General features: G+C 32.4%; 14 protein-coding genes. All 14 read right to left on the bottom strand.

Annotated features, from left to right (window positions below; translation table 11 throughout):
* Positions 1 to 5: 5 nt before the first annotated feature.
* The 14 genes from IMCC3317_RS22670 to IMCC3317_RS22605 all read right to left on the bottom strand — a co-directional run bounded on the left by IMCC3317_RS22670 (position 6) and on the right by IMCC3317_RS22605 (position 24,825).
* Positions 6 to 1,505, bottom strand: coding sequence for a sulfatase family protein (locus IMCC3317_RS22670; RefSeq protein ID WP_160131743.1), 1,500 nt, complete (start codon positions 1,503 to 1,505; stop codon positions 6 to 8).
* A gap of 113 nt (positions 1,506 to 1,618) precedes the next feature.
* Positions 1,619 to 2,530 carry a sialate O-acetylesterase gene (locus tag IMCC3317_RS22665; protein ID WP_160131742.1) on the bottom strand — a complete coding sequence of 304 codons (912 nt, stop codon included), beginning with the start codon at positions 2,528 to 2,530 and terminating at the stop codon, positions 1,619 to 1,621.
* 3 nt (positions 2,531 to 2,533) lie between these two features.
* Entirely contained in the window at positions 2,534 to 4,348 is a 1,815-nt protein-coding gene (locus tag IMCC3317_RS22660; protein ID WP_160131741.1) for a right-handed parallel beta-helix repeat-containing protein, read from the bottom strand.
* Between the two features lie 7 nt (positions 4,349 to 4,355).
* On the bottom strand, positions 4,356 to 5,828 hold the full coding sequence (locus IMCC3317_RS22655) for a sulfatase family protein (RefSeq protein WP_160131740.1): 1,473 nt from the start codon (positions 5,826 to 5,828) through the stop codon (positions 4,356 to 4,358).
* Positions 5,829 to 6,009: 181 nt separating this feature from the next.
* Entirely contained in the window at positions 6,010 to 8,871 is a 2,862-nt protein-coding gene (locus tag IMCC3317_RS22650; RefSeq protein WP_160131739.1) for an outer membrane protein assembly factor BamB family protein, read from the bottom strand.
* Positions 8,872 to 9,060: 189 nt separating this feature from the next.
* Entirely contained in the window at positions 9,061 to 10,353 is a 1,293-nt protein-coding gene (locus IMCC3317_RS22645; RefSeq protein WP_160131738.1) for a T9SS type A sorting domain-containing protein, read from the bottom strand.
* 695 nt (positions 10,354 to 11,048) lie between these two features.
* Positions 11,049 to 11,471 carry a type II toxin-antitoxin system VapC family toxin gene (locus IMCC3317_RS22640; RefSeq protein ID WP_160131737.1) on the bottom strand — a complete coding sequence of 141 codons (423 nt, stop codon included), beginning with the start codon at positions 11,469 to 11,471 and terminating at the stop codon, positions 11,049 to 11,051.
* Positions 11,472 to 11,723 carry a DUF6364 family protein gene (locus IMCC3317_RS22635; RefSeq protein WP_160131736.1) on the bottom strand — a complete coding sequence of 84 codons (252 nt, stop codon included), beginning with the start codon at positions 11,721 to 11,723 and terminating at the stop codon, positions 11,472 to 11,474. It abuts the gene before it with no gap.
* Positions 11,724 to 11,962: 239 nt separating this feature from the next.
* The gene (locus IMCC3317_RS22630) at positions 11,963 to 13,699 is read right to left on the bottom strand and encodes a hypothetical protein (protein ID WP_160131735.1); all 1,737 of its coding nucleotides are present in this window, start codon (positions 13,697 to 13,699) and stop codon (positions 11,963 to 11,965) included.
* Between the two features lie 604 nt (positions 13,700 to 14,303).
* Complete coding sequence (locus IMCC3317_RS22625; RefSeq protein WP_160131734.1) at positions 14,304 to 18,440, bottom strand: hybrid sensor histidine kinase/response regulator transcription factor; 4,137 nt, start codon at positions 18,438 to 18,440, stop codon at positions 14,304 to 14,306.
* Between the two features lie 81 nt (positions 18,441 to 18,521).
* On the bottom strand, positions 18,522 to 19,538 hold the full coding sequence (gene mgrA, locus IMCC3317_RS22620; RefSeq protein ID WP_160131733.1) for an L-glyceraldehyde 3-phosphate reductase: 1,017 nt from the start codon (positions 19,536 to 19,538) through the stop codon (positions 18,522 to 18,524).
* A 24-nt stretch (positions 19,539 to 19,562) separates the two neighbouring features.
* Positions 19,563 to 21,065 carry a sulfatase family protein gene (locus tag IMCC3317_RS22615; protein WP_228054880.1) on the bottom strand — a complete coding sequence of 501 codons (1,503 nt, stop codon included), beginning with the start codon at positions 21,063 to 21,065 and terminating at the stop codon, positions 19,563 to 19,565.
* Positions 21,066 to 21,084: 19 nt separating this feature from the next.
* Positions 21,085 to 23,364, bottom strand: a complete 2,280-nt coding sequence (locus IMCC3317_RS22610) for an alpha-amylase family protein (RefSeq protein ID WP_160131732.1) — start codon at positions 23,362 to 23,364, stop codon at positions 21,085 to 21,087.
* A gap of 6 nt (positions 23,365 to 23,370) precedes the next feature.
* Positions 23,371 to 24,825, bottom strand: a complete 1,455-nt coding sequence (locus tag IMCC3317_RS22605; protein ID WP_160131731.1) for a hypothetical protein — start codon at positions 24,823 to 24,825, stop codon at positions 23,371 to 23,373.
* Positions 24,826 to 24,837 lie beyond the last annotated feature (12 nt).

The raw sequence follows: 24,837 nt of genomic DNA, 5'->3' as shown, positions 1-24,837 counted from the left end.
ATTAATTATTCTGTTATATAACCTTGTTTATTTTTTAAACCAGGCTCATCAAACTTTTTTAACTGTTTGAATAATTCCGTTTGCATCATTTTAGCAATTTCAGCATAATCTTTATCATTGTAAAAATTGATTAACTCATCTGGGTCTTTTTCTAAGTCGAATAGATACGGTTTTTCCTTTTTGTCAATTACTAGTTTGTAACGATCGTTTACTGCGGTTACCCACCAACCTCCAGATTTAGCGTAATAGGTAATTCGATTACTATTTATTATTTTTTCGCTACTTGTAAAATCTACGGAAGTGTCCAAACCATGAAATTTAATATCCGTTTTCACATTCATTAGACTTAATATAGTAGGGACAAAATCGACATTTGTGTATGCAGTATTGATTACTTTATTCGCTGGAATTTTGTTTGGATAACGTATTAGAAAAGGAATTCTAGCAGATGCTTCATAAGGCACACCTTTGTTTCTTCGGTTGTGTTCAAAAAACATATCGCCATGATCTGACGTAAATACAACAATCGTATTTTTCGTAAGATTGTTATCTTCTAAAAACTGAAGAATGCGACCAACACTATCATCAATATGCCTTACCATTCCAAAATATTGCTTTATCGTATTTTGTTCATTTTCAAAAGATTTTTCACCAATGGTTTCATTTTTCCCTTTATCGGTAGCCCAAGACGGTTTTACGGCAACATATGCTGGCGACATGGTTTTTGGTGCTTCAATCACTAAATCATCATACATAGTATCATAAGGCGGTTTTGCAACATCTGGCGTATGCGGATCTGGAATGGACAGCATGATAGCAAAAGGTTTATTTTTATCGCGCTCTAGAATTTCTAGGGTTTTATTGGTGAAAAAGTCTGTGGCGTGAATTATTTCATTTTCGGGTAGTTTACTCGCTTTCCTTTGATTGATTCCTGCAAAACCATCTTCAGTAACCTGATAATATGGCGCATGTCCGCCAGTCATCATATACCGATTGTCTTCAAAACCTGCTTTGTATTTTATGTTGAATTTGTACTTACTGTGTCCTGCCAAATGCCATTTACCAACATACGATGTCGCATATCCTTGATCTTTTAGGATAGTGGCAAATGTTGGAATGTTTTCGCTTAAATGAAGTCCATTTTTGGGAGCTCCAGTTGCTTGCGGATATAAACCCGTAATTAGTGATGCTCTTGATGGTGTACAAACTGGCGAAGACGCGTAATAACTTGTACTTATTGCACCTTCATTGGCAAGTTTATCAATGTTTGGTGTCGTTACATTATTGCCTTTTCCCCAAACAAAAGCTTGATTTTCTTTTAATAGTTTTTGATAAGCACTTATGGTTCTAAAGTTATGTTCATCGGTGTGAATGATGATAAGGTTAGGTTTCTTTTCAACATTTGATTCTGCTATTGAAGTCGATTTATCTCCTTTTTGAGCATTGCAAGACAAGAGGACACAGCAACAAACTAATACCGTTAATTTTAAAAACTTTGAATTCATTTATTTAAGTTTTAAGTACATTGGACTTAAGATATTTATTTTAGTTTAATTCATCTAAAATACTAATTTAATAGCTGCTAGAAAGTGAATTAACTTGTAATAGCCTTTAATTATTACTGAACAGGTTTCATGTTTAAAGCGATTAATTTCTCTCCAAATGCAATTCCCAAACGCTTTAGACCTTCCGCATTGTAATGCACATTATCTGAATGTTTTGGGTAATCGTTCCAAGTTGTATTTGTAGTTGTCTTAATTATGGCTGCATTTTCATCTGAATTAGCCACATCTTCCATTGCTTGTCGTACCATTGCTGGGCCTTTTACTTTGAATTTCCCGTATCTGGAATTAATTTGACCAATTACAAATGGCATGTCTTCTACATTAAATTCGTCTCTATAGCTTTTAATTAAGGTTTTCAGATTTGCCTCATAAGTTGTTGCACTTATTTCTTTGGCTGCATCGTTTTCACCTTGCATCCATGCCAATCCAATAATTTTATACGTTTTATTTTGGGCTTCTAATGATTTTAGATTGGTTCTAATGTCTTCAATATGTGTAGCGTAAAGTTGAACGTTTTGCTTTTTTGGTTTTTCTACCGCTTTCGCTTTTTCAGCTGTCCAATTCGGATTCCATGCGCCGTATAAAGCAGTTCCTCCTTGCGAGCGTTTTATGAGTACATAGTGTTGATCTGGATTGTTTTCAGCTAATGTTAATCCAATAAAAATTTCTGGACCAAAACGTTTTAAGAAACCGTATTTTTCTGAAGGCTTGTTGTCATAATATGATAATGGTTTTGAGGGTTTTCCATTATAACTTAATGACACTCTGCTTGAAATTTTTTCGATTCTTTTTATTTCTGAAGCATCTAATTCATCAAAGTTTCCTGCGCCTGCCATATTAGATTGTCCTGCTAATAATACAATTTGAACGTCTTTAATACTGTCTACTTCTGTTTTTACAGTTGTATCATTTTTACATGATATACATATGAATAAAAGAGCAAAAATGGCTTTAAAGGATTTCATAATTTATCTATTTAAGCCTGAATTATTATTGAATTTTAATGTCTTTTCTGAGATTTTATCCGCTTTCAAGACTTTATCACAGTTTCCTTCGTACGTGTTATTGGTGATTTGTACATTATTACAATTTATTAAATCGAACATAGAAGCTTCTGGATATTGTGGTTTTTCTGTATAGGTTTGTTTTATTATATTGTTTCGTACAATTAAGCCATCTACGCGATCTGCCCAAATAATTCGGTTGTCGAAGGTTTCAATTGTATTATTTTCAAAGAGAATGTTTCTATCATACATTATTGAATCATCAAAGGTTTTACCTAATCTTGGTGACACCTTTAAAATAGCATGTTCTGCGCCACCATAAGCACAATGTACAAAACGATTGTTTCTGATAATTACATCTTCTACATTCCCAGATTCGAACCAGAAAAAGGTTTCGCCTCGCAACATAATGGAAGACATCATAGATGATAAATCATTGTCTTCTATAAGTATTTTTTTAGGTGTTTTGATGATGATGTTTCTTGCTCTGTGATCTCTAATAGTATTTCCACGCATGGTAAAATTTGGATTCCATGTTTTGTTTTCGAGAATATCTCCTATTTTTAAATCTGAAGGAATGTCGGTTTTAAAGGTTAAGTCTGTATAATAATCATTAATAACCGTAACTTTTGCTACTGTATTCGTTTCTTTCCTTTGCGGATTTGGTTGCTTTATAAACCATATTTCATCCGTAACATCTGCAAACTGAAATCCCATTTGTTGCTTATGTTTTAAAGCGACTCTTATGGTTTTGCTATCAATAATTTTATCTACCTCAACATACGTTCCGTGCACATTGGTTCCGTCATCATACATGCCTTCTAAACGGCAATTTTCTATTAATATATCGCCTTTACAGTTTGCAAAATGTGTCGCATCTGCTGCTATAGACATGACTCTATCAGAGCCTTTTCTTATGTAAACTCCAGAATTAATAATTTTGATATCTTCTGATCTTTCAAACAAAAAACCCATTCCTAAAGCGTGATGAATTATTACGCTGTCAAAAATAATATTTTTTGAGTTTCTGGTTAAAAAAGCTGGCGCATACCGACTGTTTTGTTTATCTCCTTTAGATTGTAAGACTGAGCCAACTTTAGGGAAATGCTTCATTTTATGAACGTACATACGCAAATTCCCATTTGGTAATTCTTTCACTAAACTAGGTTTAAGTAAATTATCCCAAGCGCCATAAGCAACTGCTTTTGTAACTTTGTTATGCGATAATGTACTTCCTAAATGCTGAAATTTAAACTTATTTATATTTGGGAATTCTATGTGTCCTTTTGTCAATTTCCATGAAAATCCTTTGCTGTATGGTTTGATATCTATGAAGTTTTCTTCTGTATTGACAGCCATCACATCTGCTTGGAAACTAAACGGAATATCCCAATCTATGGTTATGTTTTTAACAGTGATTTGCTGACAACCTTCAAAAACAAAAGGTTGGGTTTGACCTCTGAATATAAATTCTGATCCGTTTCCTTCAATTTCAACAGAATTAAAATCTTCAAAATTGAAAATTATTTTTTTAAATCCATTGCCATGGTTTGTAATATACATGTATTTGCCGAGTGCATAATCTGTAAGAAATGTGTAAACACCTTTTTCAAAAACTAGCTTTATATCTTTCGTTTTGGCATTTTTTATTGCTGTACGAATCGTGGTTGTAATATCGTCTTTTGTATGTTTTATTTCAATGGTTTCAGTTGCATTTGAAGTGCATGAAAACAAAAACATCATGATAATTACGAAACCTAAATATTTAATTTTTTTCATCTATAATTTATAAGTTAACTCCACTTCCTTGTAACGACGCATCATGACTCCACATAATCATCCATGGATCTTTTGTTTTGGTTTGAAAAGCTTTCATTTTGCCTTTCATAGTTTCTAGCACTTCTTTGAAAGCTTCTTTTGTTGCCAAATTATCAGACTCATTTGGATCTTTACGCAAGTCGTATAATTCAAATTCAGGTCTGTGTAGATAGTCTTTCACTTTTTTGGGTCCAAAATATTCCACATTATTTCTGTAAATAGCTTGCCAAGTTGAGGAAGCCCATAAGTCTGACGCAAACGGATATTCTAAAGGATACGCAATATTCCAAATCAATTTGTAATTATCGCTTCTAACCACACGCATTGGATAATACATCGTGATTTCGTGAAAAGTGTGTGAAGCATAGATTTCGTTCCAACCTTCAACAGTTTCTTTTCCTATGACATCATAGAAAGAGTTTCCATGAAATTTGTTTTTATTGAAATCTACATTTGCCATATCCAAAATGGTTGGCGTTAAGTCTACCCAAGAAATCATTGCATCACTCGTTAATCCTTTAGCATCTTTTGTTGGATCTTTTATGATGCATGGCAATTTTATTCCAGGCTCATGCACAGTGGTTTTGGCTCCCGGAAATGCCATTCCGTTATCTGAGATATAAAATACAATGGTATTATCTGCTTTGCCTGTTTCTTTTAGTAGTTGCATTAATTTCCCAAAACCTTGATCTATTCGTGATATACTTTGGTAGTATTCAGCAATTTCTTCTCGTGTTTGTTTTGTGTCTGGCAAAAATGCTGGTACAAGTACATCTTCTGGTTTGTACGTAATTGTCTCTACATCTTTGTAACCTTCTTTTTTATTTCCAAAGTTATTTGGCGAATCCCAAGGATCTGGCTCAAATGGTTGTCCTCTATGAGGATCATCTGTACAGAAATACAAAAAGAATGGTTTGTCTGAGTTTAAAACATCCGCACATTGTTCAGCCATTTCAACAGTGTTTCTAGGATTGGCTTCTAAAATTGTATCAAAATGATATACTTTTTCTGGCGCGACGTGATATTTCCCAATTCGGGCAGTTTCATAACCCGCTTTTTTTAATAGTACTGGAAGCGATTTAATACTATCATACGTACTAAAATGGTGGTAATCGTGCACATGCCCGTAAGAACCCGTAGCATGACCAAATTGACCAGATAGAATTACCGAACGACTTGCTGCGCAACTTGCACTTGTACAATAGGCATTTGTGAATTTGGTTCCTTCTTGCGCTAGTTTATCTAAGTTTGGCGTTTTGATTATTGGATTACCATAAGCACCAATAGCATCTGTTCCGTGATCATCAGCGACAAAAAGAATAATATTTGGGCTGGTATTGACCTTTTTATTATTTTCAGTTACTTCTTTTTGTTTCGTCTCACAACTATTGAAACTGATACTTATGACAAGTAGTAGTATTTTGAATAGGTATTTTTTCATTCGTACACTTTTTACTAATGTTTAGATTAAAAAAGCTGGAATAGCTTGGTATAATTTTGACTTTTGTTTGATAGAATTTTGGATAATTCTTTAAACACTTAATTGTTTCATAAATTAAGTAAAACATCAGGCATAATTTGTATTTGCGAATATATAAGATGTATCTATCGATACGAATAGATTATAATTCGTTTTCAAGTTCAATATCAATGAAACGAAAACCACCTAAAGGAATTTCTATTAAAATTTCAGCATTTGCATTTGCTTTGAACTCTTCTTTATTTAGAATATCTTGAATTTTTACGACTTTAATAGTATTAATCTTTACTGTTGCAATTGCTTTATTGGGATTGATGTATCCGTTTTCAACGATAGTTAATCGTACGTTTTTAGGTGAAGTTTGAGCGACTACCCAACCAACATTTCCTGATACTGTTATTGGCAATAGAGACGCACTTTTTTTGATGTCTTCTTCAATTACTTTGTAATATTCACTTGGCTTGTAAATTTCTTTTCCATCTGCTGACATATAGTTTTTTCCATCTGTATGGTATTCTTTTAAAATGTTTTTATACCATGGATGAATGTTTTCTGCAAGTGGTTTTCTAACAGCATCTTTATCTGCAAATACTCCGTTTTGAGGTGGCGTTATTAAGACCATTCCGTTAGTGTACTTTGGAATAAAGTTTAAACGTCTTTCTGTTGCACCAGCGGCATATCTTGAAAAATCCCAAGCTGTTAATGGAGCTCCAGGCCATGTTCCATTTAATCTGCTGAATGCAAATTCATCTAAATTATCTTCGCCTTTTTTATAAAACGTTAGCCATTTTACATTGCTTGCGCTTTTTAAATATTCTTCATTAGGATTATTGATACTTACATGTACAGGTGAAAAACTTAAAATATCAGAACGTTCAGGTACGTATAATGCACCTTGAGCTATTAAATCCCATAGTAAACTCATATATTCTTGATCGACAGGAAAGTTATCAATATACTGTGCGCCACTAGAAATTGAATATACCATCGTTCTTAAAAAATGATTTGGCAACGTTTGATTTGAATGTTGACGTAAACGATCAAAACTAGCATTGTCTCTAGCGCCACGTGCGCCCCAACTATCTACTGAGCCACTTGCCCAAAGTCCAGACCGAGATGTAAAACTAAGTTCCATAGACTTATCTGTAGTTTCTTCCATTGCTGGAACAAATACGTTTGCATACTTACCTGCAACTAATGGCTTCCACATTGGCGTATATACATCAGCTTGCCAAAACAAATGCTTATTACGCATGTATAAATTACCGTTATTCGTTTTGGAATGATTCGCTAATGGCCAATACATTTCATTCATCACAAAATTAAACTCGTCAGAGGAATCAACTACTTCTGGATAAATTAATACTGTTTTATTTCCATTACCAAGATCCATCCCTTTCATAGTTGTAGATACTTGATACATAAAAGGATCGTTCCCATGACCGCCCCAATATGATATGCCTTTTCCATTAGATTTTTTATGCTTTTTATCAATTATTGCTAAGACTTCTTCTTGAGTTAAACGGTATTTCATTCGTCTATCGCGTTTCTTCTTATAAATCTCGCTAGTCATTGCAGAACGATCCCAATTTTCTTTGTCAAAGTTTCCACCAGTTAAGAATATTGGATTGTTATACTTCGCTTCAATTTTATCAATAGCTTCTGCTACACCTTGTTTATTTCTGTTTTCGGACATAAAATAAACTGGAGCCGATTCTTTTTGATACGAAGGCTTTTTAAAGTTTTTTAGGTTTTGTTTGATTTCTGCTGAATTCGATAGAATTTCTTGAATTTTCCCTGGTGGATTTAACTTTTCGTAATCCTTTTTCCAATCTTTAGTATCAAAATTAATAATATGAATTGCACTTCCACCACTTTGAGCACTTGCTAAAATTACCTTATTAGAATTTGGATCTTTAAACATATCGTTAAAAGAAAATCGTGTTGATATTACTTCTGCATCAGATTGTGGTTCTCCAATATTAGAAATAACTATGTTACTTCCAAATAATGACATATAAGCAGGCTTCCCATTATTATTTATAACTTCTGGTTGTATAACACGATACATACCTCTTTTTAATGATGCTTTGTCTTTAGCTTTGTTTAAATCTTGAATGCTTTGATTATTTGGGGATTTTGTATCAATAATACGAAACGTCATTCCTTTTGCTTTAGCGCCAGTTCTTCCTAATAAAATTTCACTACTTCCATCAGCATCAGCATCAACTATACGCAAGTCTCCGTAAGGTCCGCGTTTTTGTACACTGACAGTTTCAAAAGGTAGTTTTTCTAAAGGATTAAATAAATAGATGGAACCATCACCATTCATACTGTTTTGAACACCATGAACAATTAAAATATCTTTTCCTTTAAGTTTTCCTGGTCTTAAAAAGTTTGTGATATGTAACCCTTTTGGCGGTAGTTTTTTATGTTCCGCCTTGCCAAATGGTTTCTCAATTGAATAGGTTTTAGAAGCTATTTCATCAACCAATTTTCCTTCTTCGGAAACGTAATAGAAACTATTATCATATCCGCCACAAACTACATAAGCCTTGTTATCTTTATTGATAACACATACAGAATACATTGGCGCATCGTTTTGCTTGAATTGCCATACTAACGTTCCTTTACTATTTAAACAATATACAGAACCATCCGCATTGGCTGCAAAAATTTCGTCTATTCCATCATTATTAATATCGCCAGCCCAAATGTCATGATTCATATAACCAGACAGTTTGTTTTTCCATAGTATTTCACCACTATAATTTACTGCAACTATAGTACCTTCATAGCTTGTTGCCACAATGTAAGTTTGATTTTTGTTTAGTGCAGTTCTTACCTTAGTTATGGTAAGACCAGTTTCTATACTGGAAACACCTTTTTCAGAATTTTTCATCACTTGGTTCTTATCTTGTGCTGATGAACAATTAATGAGTGTAAGTGACATTAAAACCAAAAATAGATATTTAGTTATAAGTTTATTGAATGGATTTTTCATGCGTTTATTAGTTGATCGTTTTTAAAATAAAAGAACCTTATGTTTCTATTGTATAAATATCGTAATACAATTAGTATTCCATGTATTTCAAAATAAATTTAATGTCTTTATTGATAATTTTACCTTTAAACAAAAAAAGAGACTGCATTTAGACAGTCTCTTTGATAAAAATATAATTTTAAAAGTAGTTTACTCTTTTATGAATCGCTTTGTTGAAACTCCTACGTTTGATGTTAATTTAATAATATAAACACCATTAGATAATTCAGATACATCTAATGTATTATTTACATTAGTAGAAGAAATCGCCATTTTTCCTAGTAAATCATACACAGCTACATTACTAATAGCATCTTGCGAATTAATGTTTAATGTGTTTTTTACTGGATTTGGGTAGATACTAAATTTGTTCAAAGTGTTTTCACCAATAGTTAAAGTTGATGCAAGACCAGCTTCTAAATCGTCAACATATACAATGTCTCCAGCTTGTAAATTAGTGGCTAAAATACCATATCTAAATTGTGCTGTAGTATAATTTGGTGCTGGCGTTACGTTAGCAAATGTTATTTTTTCCCAAGTACCATCTGTTTTTGTTGATGCTACATTTTGAGATTGCGTAGTTAATGAACCTACTACTGTTGTAGTTCCTGTTCTAACTTGACCTTGTATTTCAATTGTTGGAGAAACTCCCGGTGTACTTGGTCTTTCAACTCTTACCCATAAAGATCCACCTATGTCTTCAGTTTGTGCAGTACCAAAATCATGAACATAATCATTAAATACAAAGTGTGTTGCTGTTGGCATTGCACTAAATGCATGTCTAAAACTTTGTGTTCCTGTTCTTGGGCTATCTGTAGTTACATTAGAGCTCACAAATGTATTACCACTGTTTGGATTCCATATACTAGAACCAAAAGGAACATCATCAAAACTTGGATTTTGAAGAATTCTTTCAAAAGTTGGCATAGCATTAAAAGTGAAGAATTCAATTTCATCAATAAATATTGCACCTTCCGTTGCATTATGTCCAACTCTAAACAATAATTTTACTTCTTCCATTGTAGTGGTTGCATTCGCCCATGTTGCATATGAATCTAAATCAAACGCATAGGTTTTAAATTCTGTATCATTATTAGAGATCGAAAATTGCATGGTATTATCACTACCATCTGTAGTAATTGCTTTTACTCTTAATATTGTAGCATTACTTTCATTTTTTATTACTAATTTTAAATAATTCTTTGTAGTAGGATCAATAGTTGCTGTACCAGGAGCTAAAGCTAAGGTAGCATTATTGTTTTCTCTAACACATTTTAAGGTATTACGACCAGTAGTCGCATCCAAATCAGCTGAAATCATTTTAAATTCCGCATCCCAGCCACCTTTATCTACTTCAAAATCAAATACTTGAGCCTGCATCATTGAAAGACCAAATATAACAGTTAAAGCCGTTAATATTTTTCTAAGTAATTTTGTTTTCATAACTTATTGTTTTAAAATTAATTTTTTACTAAATTATTTCTTCTCTTATACCTTTATGTATTTGACAGTAATTTGGATGTATTTACACGTAAATAGTTAATTAATCATCGAACACAGTATACCTTATTGAAGATTGTAAATATAGGAAAGAACCAAAGCTTGTATGAGCATCTTATTAACTCATAATGACACTATTTTACCTTATTCTTATTTAGAAAGTGAGTTCGGCATAAGTTTACTTGAGTGAAATTTTGAACATGTTTTTAAGAGAAGCACTAAGTATTTGAATTTCAAGTTTTTATTTTCATTTTAGCTCATGTCATTTCTATTTTATTAAATAGGAATTCGTGAATCTTCGATGTCTTTGTTCGCGCAACATTTCGGCTGCGCTCAATGTGACAAGCAGAAACAAAAGAAAGTGCGCTTTTAGTTCGTGTGGTTTCTATTTTATATTTTGGAACTCTTGAAATGAATCATTTGCTTGCCAAATGTGAATTCGGCGAAGCCAATCTTCGATTTCCAAGGATTGAAAAGAAATGACTTGTTAATATGCAGTTTTAAAATAGTTTAACGGTTGGTGAATGGTTTGTAGCGTTGGCTAGAATTAAGTTAGTAAAAGAAAACGAACCAGAGGAAATTCCGAAAGAATTTTCCAAGTATGCTAGAACCTAGCAATTAAACATACACATCTTAAGTTAACCACTGGCTTTTCCTTTCAAATATGTTTCTGGTGTCAAAATTGCTAACTCACTCTTTTTAAAATCCTTTAGGTTTCTTGTTAGAATAATTTTTATTTGTCCATTTTCTATTGCTGAAAAATTTTGTAATGCATCTTCAAAATCTTTAAATTCAGAGTTCAAAGCATTTAGGACAACATTTTTATCCATTTTAACAATATCAATTATATTTAGGAGTTGTTTCATCTTCTCAACTATAATATTGTGCTTTGCTGTTTTTCTAAGTAAATAATAAACATTAGAAATTATCACAGGAGTTGTATATCCTTTGATTTCTTTTTCTGCACAAAGATTCAGAATTTCCGTTGAATATTCTGCGAATGGTTTTCTGTCAAAAAAGAAATCAAGCAGTACATCTGTATCGATTAAAACTTTATCCATTTATAAATATTTTTTTTCTAATCGATCTTTAAGCTCTTTTTTATAATCCATATCCTTAGGCATTTTAAAAGAACCTTTTAATGATTCAACGGCTGGATTCAGTTTTTTTCTTTCGTTACTCTGTTCTTCTTTGGTAAGTATTTTCAAATAGTTTTCGATAATATCTGATAAACTGCGATTTTTTTCTTTTGCGTAGATTTTCGCTCTTTCAATTATTTCTCTTTCTATTGTTAATGTCAACTTTGTGTTCATAATATTGAGATTATATTTACAAAGTTACGAAATAACTTTTTAATACGTGCAAATATTTTAATTTAAGCACGTGTTCCGAAGCTTGTGGCTAAGGTGTTTGTATAAGATTAGTTGCGTTGTTTAAGCAATTAATTTAGCAAATACGAAACAAGAAAGTCCGCGAGGATTTTCGTAAATTGGCTAAAACCAGCAATTAATTTTATACGGTGTTAGGTGCTGGCCTTTTCCATAAGTTTCTTTCAAGCAAAGACATCCGCTATGAGTTTTTTAATGGTTAAATTCTCTAATTTAGAAGCGATAGGTGAAACATTATCTTGATTCAATTTCCAATGCATTCCTTCATTATATATTATTCCTAAAAGATAATGAGATTCTGGCGACACAATTCCCATTTCTTCTGCTTTTTCTAGTTTACTTCTAGTTTTGTGGGTTCCAATAAATGCAGTTCTAGCCTCTGGACTTTGAAGTTTATCATATGCGATTCGTTCAATTTTCAGACGCAAAGCTCCGCATACAGCAAAAGGGTCGTAAGGAATGTCCGTTAAATAGTTTTGAACTTCGTTGTTTACGTGGGTTTCAAAATTGTCATTTTCGCCCCATAATTCTGGTATGGAAAGTGCTCTGAATTCATTCCTTTTGTTTATCGTTCCTGGGTCATAGTGAAGAAGATATTTTGATACTTCTGCTTTAATCGTTAGGTCGTCTCTGTTTCTTAAAAGATTAATTATTCCTTGAACAACTTGAATATTTGATTTGTTTAAATAATAAACTTTTTGATTGCTAAATGTGAAGTTCTTAAAGTAATTAGGGTTTAAATGTGTTAAAATTAAGGGATAAATTCTCTTGTTCGCAAGTTTGTATTCTTTTATGAATTGAGTAATATAATATTGTGCCGCTGTAAGGTTTGCATCATCTAAATAATCAAATACTTCATCAATTATTAAAATATTAGCTCCTTTTTTCAAGTGCCTTTTTGCTCTGAACAACATTGATATAAAGGTCAATATATCTCTCTGACCATTTGAGATATGAATCGCTTGGGGAAATTTTACTACTAATTTCCCTCCAGTTTGACTTGTGCTAATATTTCTCCAAGTACAGTTGAAAGTAGTAAGAGTTTCATCAAAACGTTGCTTGTCCAATCGGTAATTACTAAAAACACAAGCAGCTTTGAAATTGTTTGAATTACTATTGTAAAGTGTCACAAGTTGAATGGCAGCTAAATAACTTTTTGTTTCGCAATTATAGCCTATATCAAATTCATTAATTAAATCTCCAATTGTGTTAAGATAATTAATTTGTTTTAGGTCATTTAAACAGTTTAGAGAAACCCAATTATTTAAAACATTGGCTGTTGCTGTTTGATCTTGAGCATTTATACGAGCTATTATTTCATTTAATCTTCTTTGAATCAATAATCCATTCGCACGCTCTAATGCTTGGTAACTTTCAGATAATTTTTCTACTAAAACTAGATTGTTTAAAACAGAATTTGCATTTGGCAAAACTTTACCGCAATTCCCAAAAGCAGTTTTGCTATTTGTAAAAGAATATCCGAATGATGTATTTGTTGGAATTCTATCTACTAAAACCACATCTTTTATTTCTAGTCTAGCGGTTGCATTTCCAAACCGAGAGCCAATTCCTTTTGGTTTAGTTAAATTATTTATTACAAAATAATCAAAATGAGAGCTTATTGTATTTGAGTTATTGGTTGCTTCTAAATTAAGAACGGAATTGTCTTCTTTGACATATTCAATCGCTATTCTGGGCAGATTACTTATGTTTTCAGCGTGCAAATCATCTTCGGCAAGAAGAATTCGATTATTATTCATAGAATTGAATGCAGTAGCCAATGAACTTTTTCCAAATCCATTTGGTGCAACTAATAAGCTTGGTTTGTTAGGATAAATTCCGAGGTCAAGAGTTTTTTGGTCAATACCTTTTATATTTTCAATTTCAATTATCCTAATCATAAATTTTAGCTGGTTGGTTTTTTTGGCTTGCACCTAACATAAGCATAACAGGAATTCCTGTTATTTCTATTATAACTAAACCCTAATTTGCATATAATAATTTAGTTAAGAGACTAAAATTAAAATAATTCCATGTAAAGTCATACTAAAAAGTAAGATTTTTAATATTTATATTTAATTAATAGGCTTATTTTCTAATTAGTAAGTTTTCCTACTGGTATTAATTTGCTTTTTTGAACTCAATAATCGTGTATAACTTAAATTTTCAATTGATGTAGCGTAGTCTTTATGTATATGACTAATTTTTTATGACATATAATTAAAAAGAAACTCCCTGTTAGTACTCCAAAAAAGACGGATAACAGGAAGTTTTGAATGAATACATTACATTCAACAAGCTACTAATAGTTCAGCGTTGTTTTCTAAGTATTCCCTAAAAGATATAATATTTTTGATGCAAAACTTAGATTTCAAAATGTTGTGGATTCAAAAATTCTTAACGAAAAACCTCAGCTATACTGCGGAAAAGATAAAAAAACCATTCTGGATTTTTATATCGAACTCAAGTTTAGCGATTATTTGGAATTAGCAAATTGATAGCATACTACGAATTAGATTGCTGTTTTCGGATTGTAGCTGCATATTTGCCCGGAGAGACTTCGTACTTTTCTTTAAACACTTTCGTGAAATGTGTTCGGCTTTTAAAACCTGTCATCATAAACGCCTCGTTAACAGATAACCCTTTTTGAGCTAAAAATTCTGCTGCCTTTTTAAGTCTGTACATTTTTAATAACTCAAAAGGTGTTTGATTGGTAAGTACTTTTACTTTTTGATAAAAATGTGTTCGATTTAGATATAATTCTCTAGCAAGATTATTCAAATCAAACTCTTGATTGTCTAGGTTTTCTTCAATTAGACTGTATAGTTTTTCCAGAAATGCATTATCGTTTCTATTGTTCTTGTTATTTTCTTTAGTCAATGGAATACCAACCTGATAACGCTCTCGAAGCTGCTTTCTAATCGTTAATAACGCTTCTACATTTGTAATTAAATGTTGCACATGAAAAGGTTTTTTAATGTAAGCATCTGCTCCATCTCTAATACCTTGCAAGTGATCTTCAATATTTGTAAGTGCCGTTAATAAGATAACTGGAATGTGACTTGTTTTTAAATCTGATTTTATTCTTAAGCATAAATCTAAGCCATTCATTTCGGGCATTTGCACATCGCTAATTACAATATCGGGCCATTCATCTTCCATGGCATCAAAACATTCTTTCCCATTTCTAAAAGACTTCACTATAAAATATTTAGCTAATAAGTTGGAAACAAAGTTTCTCATTTCTAAATTATCTTCCGCATAAAAAATTACAGATTCTTTAAAATCGCCAGAAGAAATAATATCCGACTCCGTATTTTCTTGAATAATTTTAGTGGTTACGGAAACTTCTTTTTCTTTAGGCAAATCAATTTCATCAAGCACATCTGTAGGTAAATGCTTTTTTACAATGGGTAATTGCGTGGTAATTGTTGTTCCTTCATTTAGTATGCTTTCTGCACTAATAAAACCATAATGCATTTCTACCAATCTCTTAGAAAATGCCAAACCAATTCCTGATCCGCTAATGTGCGTATTGTCTTTTTTCTCTGATTGATAGAAGCGCTCAAATATATGCGTAAGATCCACACTATCTATTCCTTTTCCCGTATCCGTAACTTTGACAATTAAATCTTTGTCATTTTCTTTTGTATACGAAATCGTTATTGCATCACCTGAGCTTGTATACTTAAATGCGTTGTTGAGTAAATTATTGAAAATCTTTTCTAACTTATCTTTGTCAGCAGAAACTATTGTGAGCGATTCGTCTCCGATTAATTCTAGCTTTTTATCATCGTTATCTGCTAAAAACTTGAAATCTATAATCAAATCTTGCATAAAAACGCCAAAATTAAATCTTGAATAGTGCATTTTTAGCATGTTAACATCTGCTCTTCTGAAATCTTGAACTTGCTCTATTAACTGCTGAATTTTTTTAGATTGTCTTTTGATTAAATCCAACTTATCGTTAGCTTCTGGATTATTTCGAAAGGACTTTTTTAATACATCTAACGGTCTTGAAATTAGGGTCAACGGTGTTTTAATCTCATGCGAAATATTTGCAAAAAACCGTAGTTTTGCTTCATTAACTTCTTCTACTTTGTCTTTTTCAAATTGTTCGATTTCAACTTTATGATTCAAACTTTGTATTTTAAAAATAACTCTAACAACAGTATAAATAATAAGGATCCCAAATAACACATATAATATGTAAGCCACATTGGTATTCCACAAAGAAGGTTCAATAATTATAGTTAAGGTTTTGGGTTCGGTCCAATCATTTAGCGAATTTGAAGCCATGACACTCAACTGATATGAACCAGGTTGCAAACCGTTGTAAGAAATCGTTTTTTGATCAGAAGGAACTTCAATCCATTGCTCATTAAATGGAAGCAATCTGTATTTTAAATTATGGTTTTTTGGATTGAGATAATGAAGACTTACAAAATCTACGGAAAATACATTTTCAGTATGCTTCAATACTATTTTATCAGCTTCTGTGATTGTTTTATTGAGTAATACTCTGTTATTAATTGTATCACCTGGGCTTATCTTTTTGTTGAAAATTTTAAAGTTTTCAAATTGTATTCTCGGAAGTTCTTCAACATTTGGCACTTCATTCGAATTAAAATGAATAAACCCATCAAGACCAGATAGAATTAACGTTTCATTTTTTAAACGGGTTGAAGCATACCAAAAATCTTCAAAAGCTAATCCGTCAGAATTATTAAATTTTCTGAACTCTCGTTTTTGTGTATTAAATAAATTTAAGCCAATATTTGTTGATATCCATAAATTGTAATTCGTATCATATAAAATGCTTTTTACTACATTATTAGATAATCCATTCTTTTCTGTAAATGAAATAAAACTTGGTGAGGTATCGGAGTTTAATACTTTACATATTCCGCCACCTTCCGTTCCTATCCAAAAATCGTTATTGGGCAATCTCAGCATTGAAGTTACAAAGTTGCTAGATATAGATTTGCTATTAGCGTCATCATGAATGTATTGTTCAATTTCTGAATTTAACAAGGAAGTTTTGTCACTATTCTTTATTCTGATTAACCCTTTAGATTGTGTGCCTATCCAAACAAAATTATGCGTTGAATCGATAAAAACGCGTCTTGTAACTAGTGGTTTTTTATCTTTAAAAAATAGATTATCACTTAATTTTTCTAAACCTTTTACAGTATTGTTAGTGTCAACTATTATTTTATAAACATCAGTATTAGAAGCAATCCAGATATTTCCAGCTGTATCTTCACTGAACGATCGCAATACCAAATCTTCAGCATTTGGCAATATAACGTTTTCTACTTTTTTGAGTTTATTGCTTCCACTTACAAACCGTCTTAACCCGTTTTCTCCTCTGAATCGTAACCAAGTATTCTTTTTTGAATCTACAAATACAGCTGATATAGAAGCTAATTCCTTTTGAGATAACTGAAAAGGTATTTCTTCAAACTTCTTGTTTTGAGTATTTAATATGGTTAATCCGCCTAATGAAGAAGTCAAATAAGCGCGTTCATCATCAATTGCAGCAATATGAGTTACATTCGTAGAGCCCAAACTATTTTTACCATTGCTTTTAATAGTAGCTGTATGGAATGGATTTTTATTAATATCAAACCTATATAAACCTTCGTTAAATGTTCCAAACCAACAATTTGTGTTGGAAGAAGACGCTAAAAAACTAGATCTTAAAATTGGCAAATCATCGGTAAAAGTCTTACTCTTATAATCTTTATCAATAATAAAAGAGCTTGCATTATTTATATAAACAATCCCATCATTTAAAGTTCCCAACCAAAGATTTTCATTAGCATCAATAAGAGAAGTATTAAACTGATATTGTTCTAAATCTATTCGTTTTAATTGAAATGAAACAGGTTTTGAAGTAGTGTCTTTACTGATGATTGCAATACCATCTTGAAGAATCACAAGGAAGGAAATATCACTTATTTTAGTGACCGATTTACTATGATTTATGGTGTCACTTAGAACTTTAGTAAAGTTTTTAGCGTCCAAATTAAAATTAAACAAACCAATTGAAGTACTTATTAAATAATTGAATTTATCTATTTGTAATGCTTTTAAAAACCTAACTTTCTTCTCTTCATTATTCGTTGGTTTGTATTGACCTAAAAAAGAGTAGTCATTTTCATTAAAAACAAACAAACCATTCTGTTCGGTAACACACAGCATGAATTCATTTTCTTCGCTACGAACAATATCTCTAAGTATTGAATTGTTAAAACCCAATTCACTTAATTTAGGCGTACTAAACTTGTCAAATTGCTCTTTAGAATAATTGTAAATGGTTAGTCCTTGATCCGTTCCAATCCATAAGTTACCCTTTTTATCTTCACTTATAGATCGTACTCTGTTACTCGTTAACAGGTTATTATCAATTGTGTTTTTATAGGTTTTTAACTCGTAACCATCATATTTATTAATTCCTTCGTAAGTTCCAAACCAAAAAAATCCTTTTGAATCTTCAAGTATGGAAGTCACTCCATTATGAGCCAATCCTTCAGTTATCGTTAACTTTTGAGTATAACTAAGCGCTAACTCTTGAGCAAATAAACAAGAGCTAAAACAGATAACCAAAATGAATGCTATGAATTTTTTATGAGCCATAGAAGATTTTAATATATCACGAAAGGTAAATAAATTTTATCCGTTTATAATAGAATTGATAAAAATTACAAAAGATTAAAACTAACCATTACTAATAGCGGCAATTTTATTTAGTTCTTCTACAGAAAAATTAATATTCTCTAAAGCCTTTACATTTTCTTTTAATTGATTTACAGAACTAGCACCAATAAGTACAGAAGTAATTTCAGGCTTAGTAAGCAACCAAGAAATTGCCATTTGAGATAATTTTTGACCTCTAGCTTCTGCAACAGCATTTAAAGCTCGTACTTTATCAATACTATTCTTTACTTTGTCAGGATCTAAATAGGTATTTTCCTTTGCTGCTCTAGAATTACTCGGAATGCCATTTAGATATTTATCTGTAAGCATGCCTTGCGCTAAAGGAGAAAAAGCAATACAACCCAACGCTTCTTGTTTTAATATATTTAGCAGTCCATCTTCAACCCAACGATCTAAAATAGAATATCGAGCTTGATGAATTATAAAAGGTGTTTTTAACTCTTTTAACAACTTTGAAGCTTTTGCCGTTTCTTCAGGTTTATAATTAGAAATACCTACATACAAAGCTTTTCCTTGTCTCACAATATCAGACAAGGCTATCATTGTTTCTTCTAACGGTGTATTTGGATCTGGTCTGTGATGATAAAACACATCTACATAATCCAACTTCATGCGTTTAAGGCTTTGATCTAAACTAGACATTAAATATTTTCTTGATCCCCAATTTCCATAAGGACCTGCCCACATATCATAGCCTGCTTTGGTTGAAATAAATAACTCGTCTCTATAAGGCTTAAAGTCCTTTTGAAATATAGTGCCAAAATTTTCCTCAGCACTTCCGTAAGGCGGTCCATAATTATTTGCCAAATCAAAATGAGTAATGCCTAAATCAAAGGCACATCTCAAAATTTCTCTTGCATTTTCAATATCATCAACAAATCCGAAATTATGCCATAATCCTAAAGATATTGCAGGCAAAAGCACACCACTTTTACCGCATCTATTATAAAGCATCTTTTCATATCTATCCGTAGCTGGCAAATATGGTTTCGTATCTAATTTTTCGTTTGTATTCATTTAAAGAAGTTTTTACAAAAAACTTTAATCTAGTTTAAAAGTTTTGTCAAAATCTGGCATTCCATCTGCCTTCCACTCAACACCCGTTTTTTCATTATGCCACCATCTTGGTTGAATATTGGTTTTACTCCACGCTTCTGCTTGCGCTACTAATTCTTTTAAAATCGTTGGATGATTTGCACTTACATCAGTAGCTTCCTCAATATCATCTTCAATATTAAAAAGTTTCCATTTCTGTTGGTACACTTTTACAGCTTTCCATTCTCCATTTCGGACACCAACATCTGTATATCCGTTTCTATGGCGCATTGTAAAGATATTTTCGTTTTCACGAATTGGCTTTTGCATCATAAAATCATTCCAAATATCTTTTCCGTCCAATGCCTTTGTAGTTGGAATAGTTGCATCTGCTAATTTGGCAAATGTCGGATACAAATCTAAAGCCGAAATTGGACTGTCATACGTTTTTCCAGCAGGCACAACTCCATTCCAATGGAAAAACATTGGCACACGAAAACCACCTTCAAAAACACTTCCTTTTCCTTCTTTTAACGGATAATTTGTTCCGCCACGATCTGTACGTCCACCATTATCACTCAAAAATACGATCAATGTATTCTCATATTCACCAGAAGCTTTCAATTGCGCAACTAACTCTCCAACGCCTCTATCTACAGCATGTACCATTGCCGCATATGTTCTGCGTTTTTTGTCTTTAATATTTGCATACAATGCCATGTCTTCCTCTTTTGCTTCCAATGGCGTATGTGGTGCATTATATGACATGAATAAGAAAAATGGACTGTCTTTTTTGGCAGATTCATCAATAAACCGAACACCTTGCGCTGACAATGCATCTGTTAAATATTCGTTTTCTCGCACTTCTTTTCCGTTGTGTTCTAATGGTAACAAATATTCGAAAATAACTTTGCGTCCATTTGCTTTTTGCTGCGCGTATTTCTCACGATAATCATCTGGGAAATAACTATGTCCGCCGCCTAAAAATCCATAAAAATCATCAAATCCTCTATTATTTGGATGGTATTTTTGTACAGCACCTAAGTGCCATTTTCCAACCAATCCTGTTTTATAACCTGATTCTTGCAATACTTTACTAAAGAATTTTTCATTAATATCAATTCCTTCGCCAATTGTTTCACTATTTGGAGGCAAGTTGAACTGTGCACCAATTTTATGTGCATATCTTCCTGTCATGATTCCTGCACGACTTGGTCCACAAAAAGGATGCGGTACATACGCGGCAGAAAATTTTGTTCCGTTTGCCGCTAAAGCATCTAAATTTGGCGTTTTAATATCTTTTGAACCGTTAAATCCAACATCTGAATAGCCTAAATCATCACACATAATCATGATGATATTTGGTCTTGAAGGCGTTTTTACCATTGTTTTCGTAGCAACAGACGTTTCTTTTTTAGCGGTTGTTGTCCCTTTTTGAGCAGAATTGCATCCGATAGCGAGGAAAACTAACAGACAACTGAAACCCATTATTTTACTTGAAATATTCATGTGAATTATTTTTAATATTTTAATTACTTTTTACTTCTTCAATAAACAATACTTCAAATGGTTGCAATATAGGTTTCTCAGCTACTAACAGCCCATTTAATTTATTTTTAAATACTATTTTTTCGGTTGATTTTTTAGATTGAATCGTTAATGTAACAGCACTTTTCCCAACATTAATAATCGATAACACTTGATTTCCTTCTGCATTTACAACTTCACGCCAAATACATTTTTTAGCTTCACTTCCACTATTTTCAATCAATTGAAGAGATGAATTTTTATTTTTTTTGGTGATGATTTCCAATGCTTTGGATTTCATTTCCTGCAAAGAAGAAACGTGTATCAATGTTCCTTTTGATGATTTTAAACCAGTTATCGAACGACCATATTCATTTTTTAGAAGGCTTATAGCATCTATCAAAATTGTGCCGCCATTATCCAGATATTTTTGAAGCGCTGCAATTTCTTCTTCTGTAACCTGTGTTGTTTGATGAATCAAAATAACTTCCCAAGCGCTATTATCAATACGATTAATGATATTTTTTGTAGCAAAACCAAGCGATATTCCTTCAAAATTTAAACCTCCATACAGTTCAAAAATTTTGTCCATATATTCCGCGTTTTGAGTTGCACTCGTTTTGGAATAGAACAATCGAATTGGCTTTTCTTGTTGTTGAAACAGTGTTATATCTTCTGAAAACCGATTCAAATCTAACATTGTATTTTCCAACTCAAAAGTAACTCTAGGTTGCTGATTGTTTGAGCCTGCATATCCTTTTCCAGAATTTGGACGCAATGATCCATCTTCTCTACGTGGCCAAAACCAAGTTTGTGTCACATTTAAACCCAACGTATGTGCCGCCCAATAGGTTGCACGGACATATTTCGGATTCATATACAAATCTCGTGCGCGACTTCCGCTAAGCAAATGACTTTCAGAATTAAAATTGATTTGATTTGGCTGTACAGATTTCAAAAAATCATAACCCATATACAATTCGCGCCAATTCCATGCGTATATGGCTTCCCAAGCTTCGTCGTCTCGTGTATTGTTATAATGCGAGGCGGCATCATTTCCGTTAATCTCACTCAACTCGGTCAAGGTTTCCAAATCAATTCCACTATCAGGATCATTTTCCGTAAAAATAGATGGCATTATTTTTAAATGCGCTTTTGCGTTCGGATCATATTTTCTGATTTCACTCTTTAAAAACACAAACCAATCTGTCACACGTTCTTGGTTAAACGTTGTCCAATCGTACCATTTTGCAGTTCCTCTTTCTGCAATATCAACAGGAAGTTGTGTTGAAACTTTATCAAAATTTGACAAATTTGTGTTCCAAAGTTCGTTTACATTTTCAATAGTTGTATGTCTTTTTTGAAGCCACTTTTTAAATTTGTTCACAGTATATTCAGAAACATCCGCACGAAACCAAACACGCTTTTTTCCATCAGTATAATTTGCCCAACGTGGCTCATTCGTCAACATATATCCAAATTGTGCAAACTTTTGATTCGCAATTGTAGGCACGGTAACTTTGAACAATTTTGACATCATGTCGCGCGCACCAGGATTATCAATATCATACGAAGTAAATGGTTTTCCTACAATTTTGTTAAACGTATCTCCGTACGCTTTTGTTGTCCATTTTGGTACATTTTTATGCGATATAAACACAAAACCTGCGTTTTTAGATGATTTATTTTCTAATTTGGCTTGAATATTTTTTTGTAATGTTCCTGCTTCATTTTTAAGCTGACTTGGACTGATGAGACAAATATCCAATTCACCAAAATACTCATCTAAGCGTTTGGTGCTTGGTTTCCAAGTATAATCAGACAGAAATACAGGTTTATTTTTATAGTGCAATTCATTTCCTTTAATGACAATTTCTGACCAATTTGGGCGTATGTATGGTTTTCTAGTAATTTCTCCCTTTAGCAATCGTTTAGCATCTTCAATAACTTCATCCAATAATAAATTGATGTCACTTCGTTCGAATTCGGGAAGTCTTTCTGCTAAAATTTGTGCGCTGTCTTTATATATCTTAAATTTTTCAAACAGTACTTTATTTTCTACTACATTGCGTTCGTCCCAATCTGCATAGACTAAGAATTCTTTTGAAGTTGCAATGGCTAATTTTTCTTTGTATGCGTCAAGTCCTTTATTTTCTAATTGCTTGATGATTTTTTCAAGTGTTTCAATTTTTTGCTCGGCAGATGTCTCCAAAGATTGCGCACAGGCAGAATTCAAACTAGAAATACATAAAAATAGAAAAAGGTAAAATGCTTTTTTCATAAGTTATTATTTCAATTCAAGTTGATCTAAAACGTGTGCTGTTTTATTCGTATCAACAATCACTAATTGAATGCTTGATGCTTTAGAAAGATTTTCACCTTCCATATGTAATCGAAAAACTGCTAACGGATTTACCGCTTGTAATTGTATTTTTTCTAAAACTGTATCGTTGTCCATTACATATGCGGTTGCAAATCCTTCATGAAATACGCCATACGTTCCCGAAATAGTATTCAACGCTTTATCAAAAGTTAATTTTTGCGTTGTAATTCCTGCTAAATTTACGTTCAAAACGGGCGCATTTTCAATTTTTGCCGCGCCTTTAATTTCTCTATACGTGAAACTTTTACTTGGAGCTAAATTATATAATGGAGTTTTAACTTCTGTTTCAATATATCCTGTTTCCAATCCGCTACAAAATATAGCATTGTTCAAACCATGATCGTATTCGAGTTTGGAATCATACGGTTCCATAATCTTCGCGAAAGCGGTATTATTTTTTTTATTTACATAACACAACCAAGAATCAGAAGCAATCATGTGAAAACCTGCCATAAGATTGTAATCGTACTCAATTTCAAAAATTCCAGGCGCAACTTCTCCATTCCAATTGGTTCCATGATTGTAATATTTTTCAGTATGCTCAGGATTTTTTTTATCTAGCTTAAAGCGATTCCGATTGATGTAACGCCAACGTGCATCAGGATTTGTAGTAATTTCGTATTGTTCTCCGTTGGGTAATTTTATGTTTTTATCAAAAGGAATGTACACACGATAGTTTTCGCCGTCTTGTTCTCCTTCTGTAGTTTCAGAAACATGCTGACTAGAGATCATAATTCCTCTTTTCACAGGCTTTTCACCAACATTTTTTAGAGTATGATCTATATAAACCAAACTACTTGTTGTTGTAATGTATAATGTTCTCGCATATTGTAATTCTTCTTCTATTTCCGTAGGATATACAAATCCTTTGTTTCCAAAAAACTTTGGTACAGGAAGCGCTTGCACATCTGAAGTTACTTCGATGGTTTTAAATCCTAATTCATTTTTGCCTGTCACAACTTTGTAAGGTGCATCGCCAATTATTGCTGGTGGTGGCCAACGTTTTCCACGATTACCATCTTTGTCTACCGAACAGTTTTCATAGGGTAATGGAACCAATCGATATCCACCAAAATTTCGCCATTCGTTTTGTTTTACTTCGTCTGTTGCTGGAAATTGCTTTCCAAGAAGTTTTGGATTGATCCATAAAGATGGAGTTTCGCCTAAATTATATTCTAAAATTCTTCCTGCCGCATCGGGAACAACTGCTAAACTGATGTATTTGTTTTTGGCAACATGCACATTTTCCCAATTCCAACCTTTGTAATTTTCTGCTACAAATACAGTTTCAGTAACTGATTCTTGCGCTAGGCAACTCACAGATATTAAGATAATTATGCAATTAACGAATGATTTCATTCCGTTGTTTTT

Origin of the sequence: Kordia antarctica, assembly GCF_009901525.1 — a bacterium.
GTDB classification, from domain to species: Bacteria; Bacteroidota; Bacteroidia; order Flavobacteriales; family Flavobacteriaceae; genus Kordia; species Kordia antarctica.
Note: the sequence above shows the minus strand (reverse complement) of the source record. Positions and strands in the feature narration are given on the sequence as shown.

Coding starts and splice junctions, on each gene's coding strand:
- IMCC3317_RS22635 (WP_160131736.1), bottom strand. CDS start 11,723: ATGAACACAAAGTTGACATTAACAATAGAAAGAGAAATAATTGAAAGA.
- IMCC3317_RS22605 (WP_160131731.1), bottom strand. CDS start 24,825: ATGAAATCATTCGTTAATTGCATAATTATCTTAATATCTGTGAGTTGC.
- IMCC3317_RS22645 (WP_160131738.1), bottom strand. CDS start 10,353: ATGAAAACAAAATTACTTAGAAAAATATTAACGGCTTTAACTGTTATA.
- IMCC3317_RS22650 (WP_160131739.1), bottom strand. CDS start 8,871: ATGAAAAATCCATTCAATAAACTTATAACTAAATATCTATTTTTGGTT.
- IMCC3317_RS22630 (WP_160131735.1), bottom strand. CDS start 13,699: ATGATTAGGATAATTGAAATTGAAAATATAAAAGGTATTGACCAAAAA.
- IMCC3317_RS22655 (WP_160131740.1), bottom strand. CDS start 5,828: ATGAAAAAATACCTATTCAAAATACTACTACTTGTCATAAGTATCAGT.
- IMCC3317_RS22610 (WP_160131732.1), bottom strand. CDS start 23,364: ATGAAAAAAGCATTTTACCTTTTTCTATTTTTATGTATTTCTAGTTTG.
- IMCC3317_RS22660 (WP_160131741.1), bottom strand. CDS start 4,348: ATGAAAAAAATTAAATATTTAGGTTTCGTAATTATCATGATGTTTTTG.
- IMCC3317_RS22670 (WP_160131743.1), bottom strand. CDS start 1,505: ATGAATTCAAAGTTTTTAAAATTAACGGTATTAGTTTGTTGCTGTGTC.
- IMCC3317_RS22615 (WP_228054880.1), bottom strand. CDS start 21,065: ATGAATATTTCAAGTAAAATAATGGGTTTCAGTTGTCTGTTAGTTTTC.
- mgrA (WP_160131733.1), bottom strand. CDS start 19,538: ATGAATACAAACGAAAAATTAGATACGAAACCATATTTGCCAGCTACG.
- IMCC3317_RS22640 (WP_160131737.1), bottom strand. CDS start 11,471: ATGGATAAAGTTTTAATCGATACAGATGTACTGCTTGATTTCTTTTTT.
- IMCC3317_RS22665 (WP_160131742.1), bottom strand. CDS start 2,530: ATGAAATCCTTTAAAGCCATTTTTGCTCTTTTATTCATATGTATATCA.
- IMCC3317_RS22625 (WP_160131734.1), bottom strand. CDS start 18,440: ATGGCTCATAAAAAATTCATAGCATTCATTTTGGTTATCTGTTTTAGC.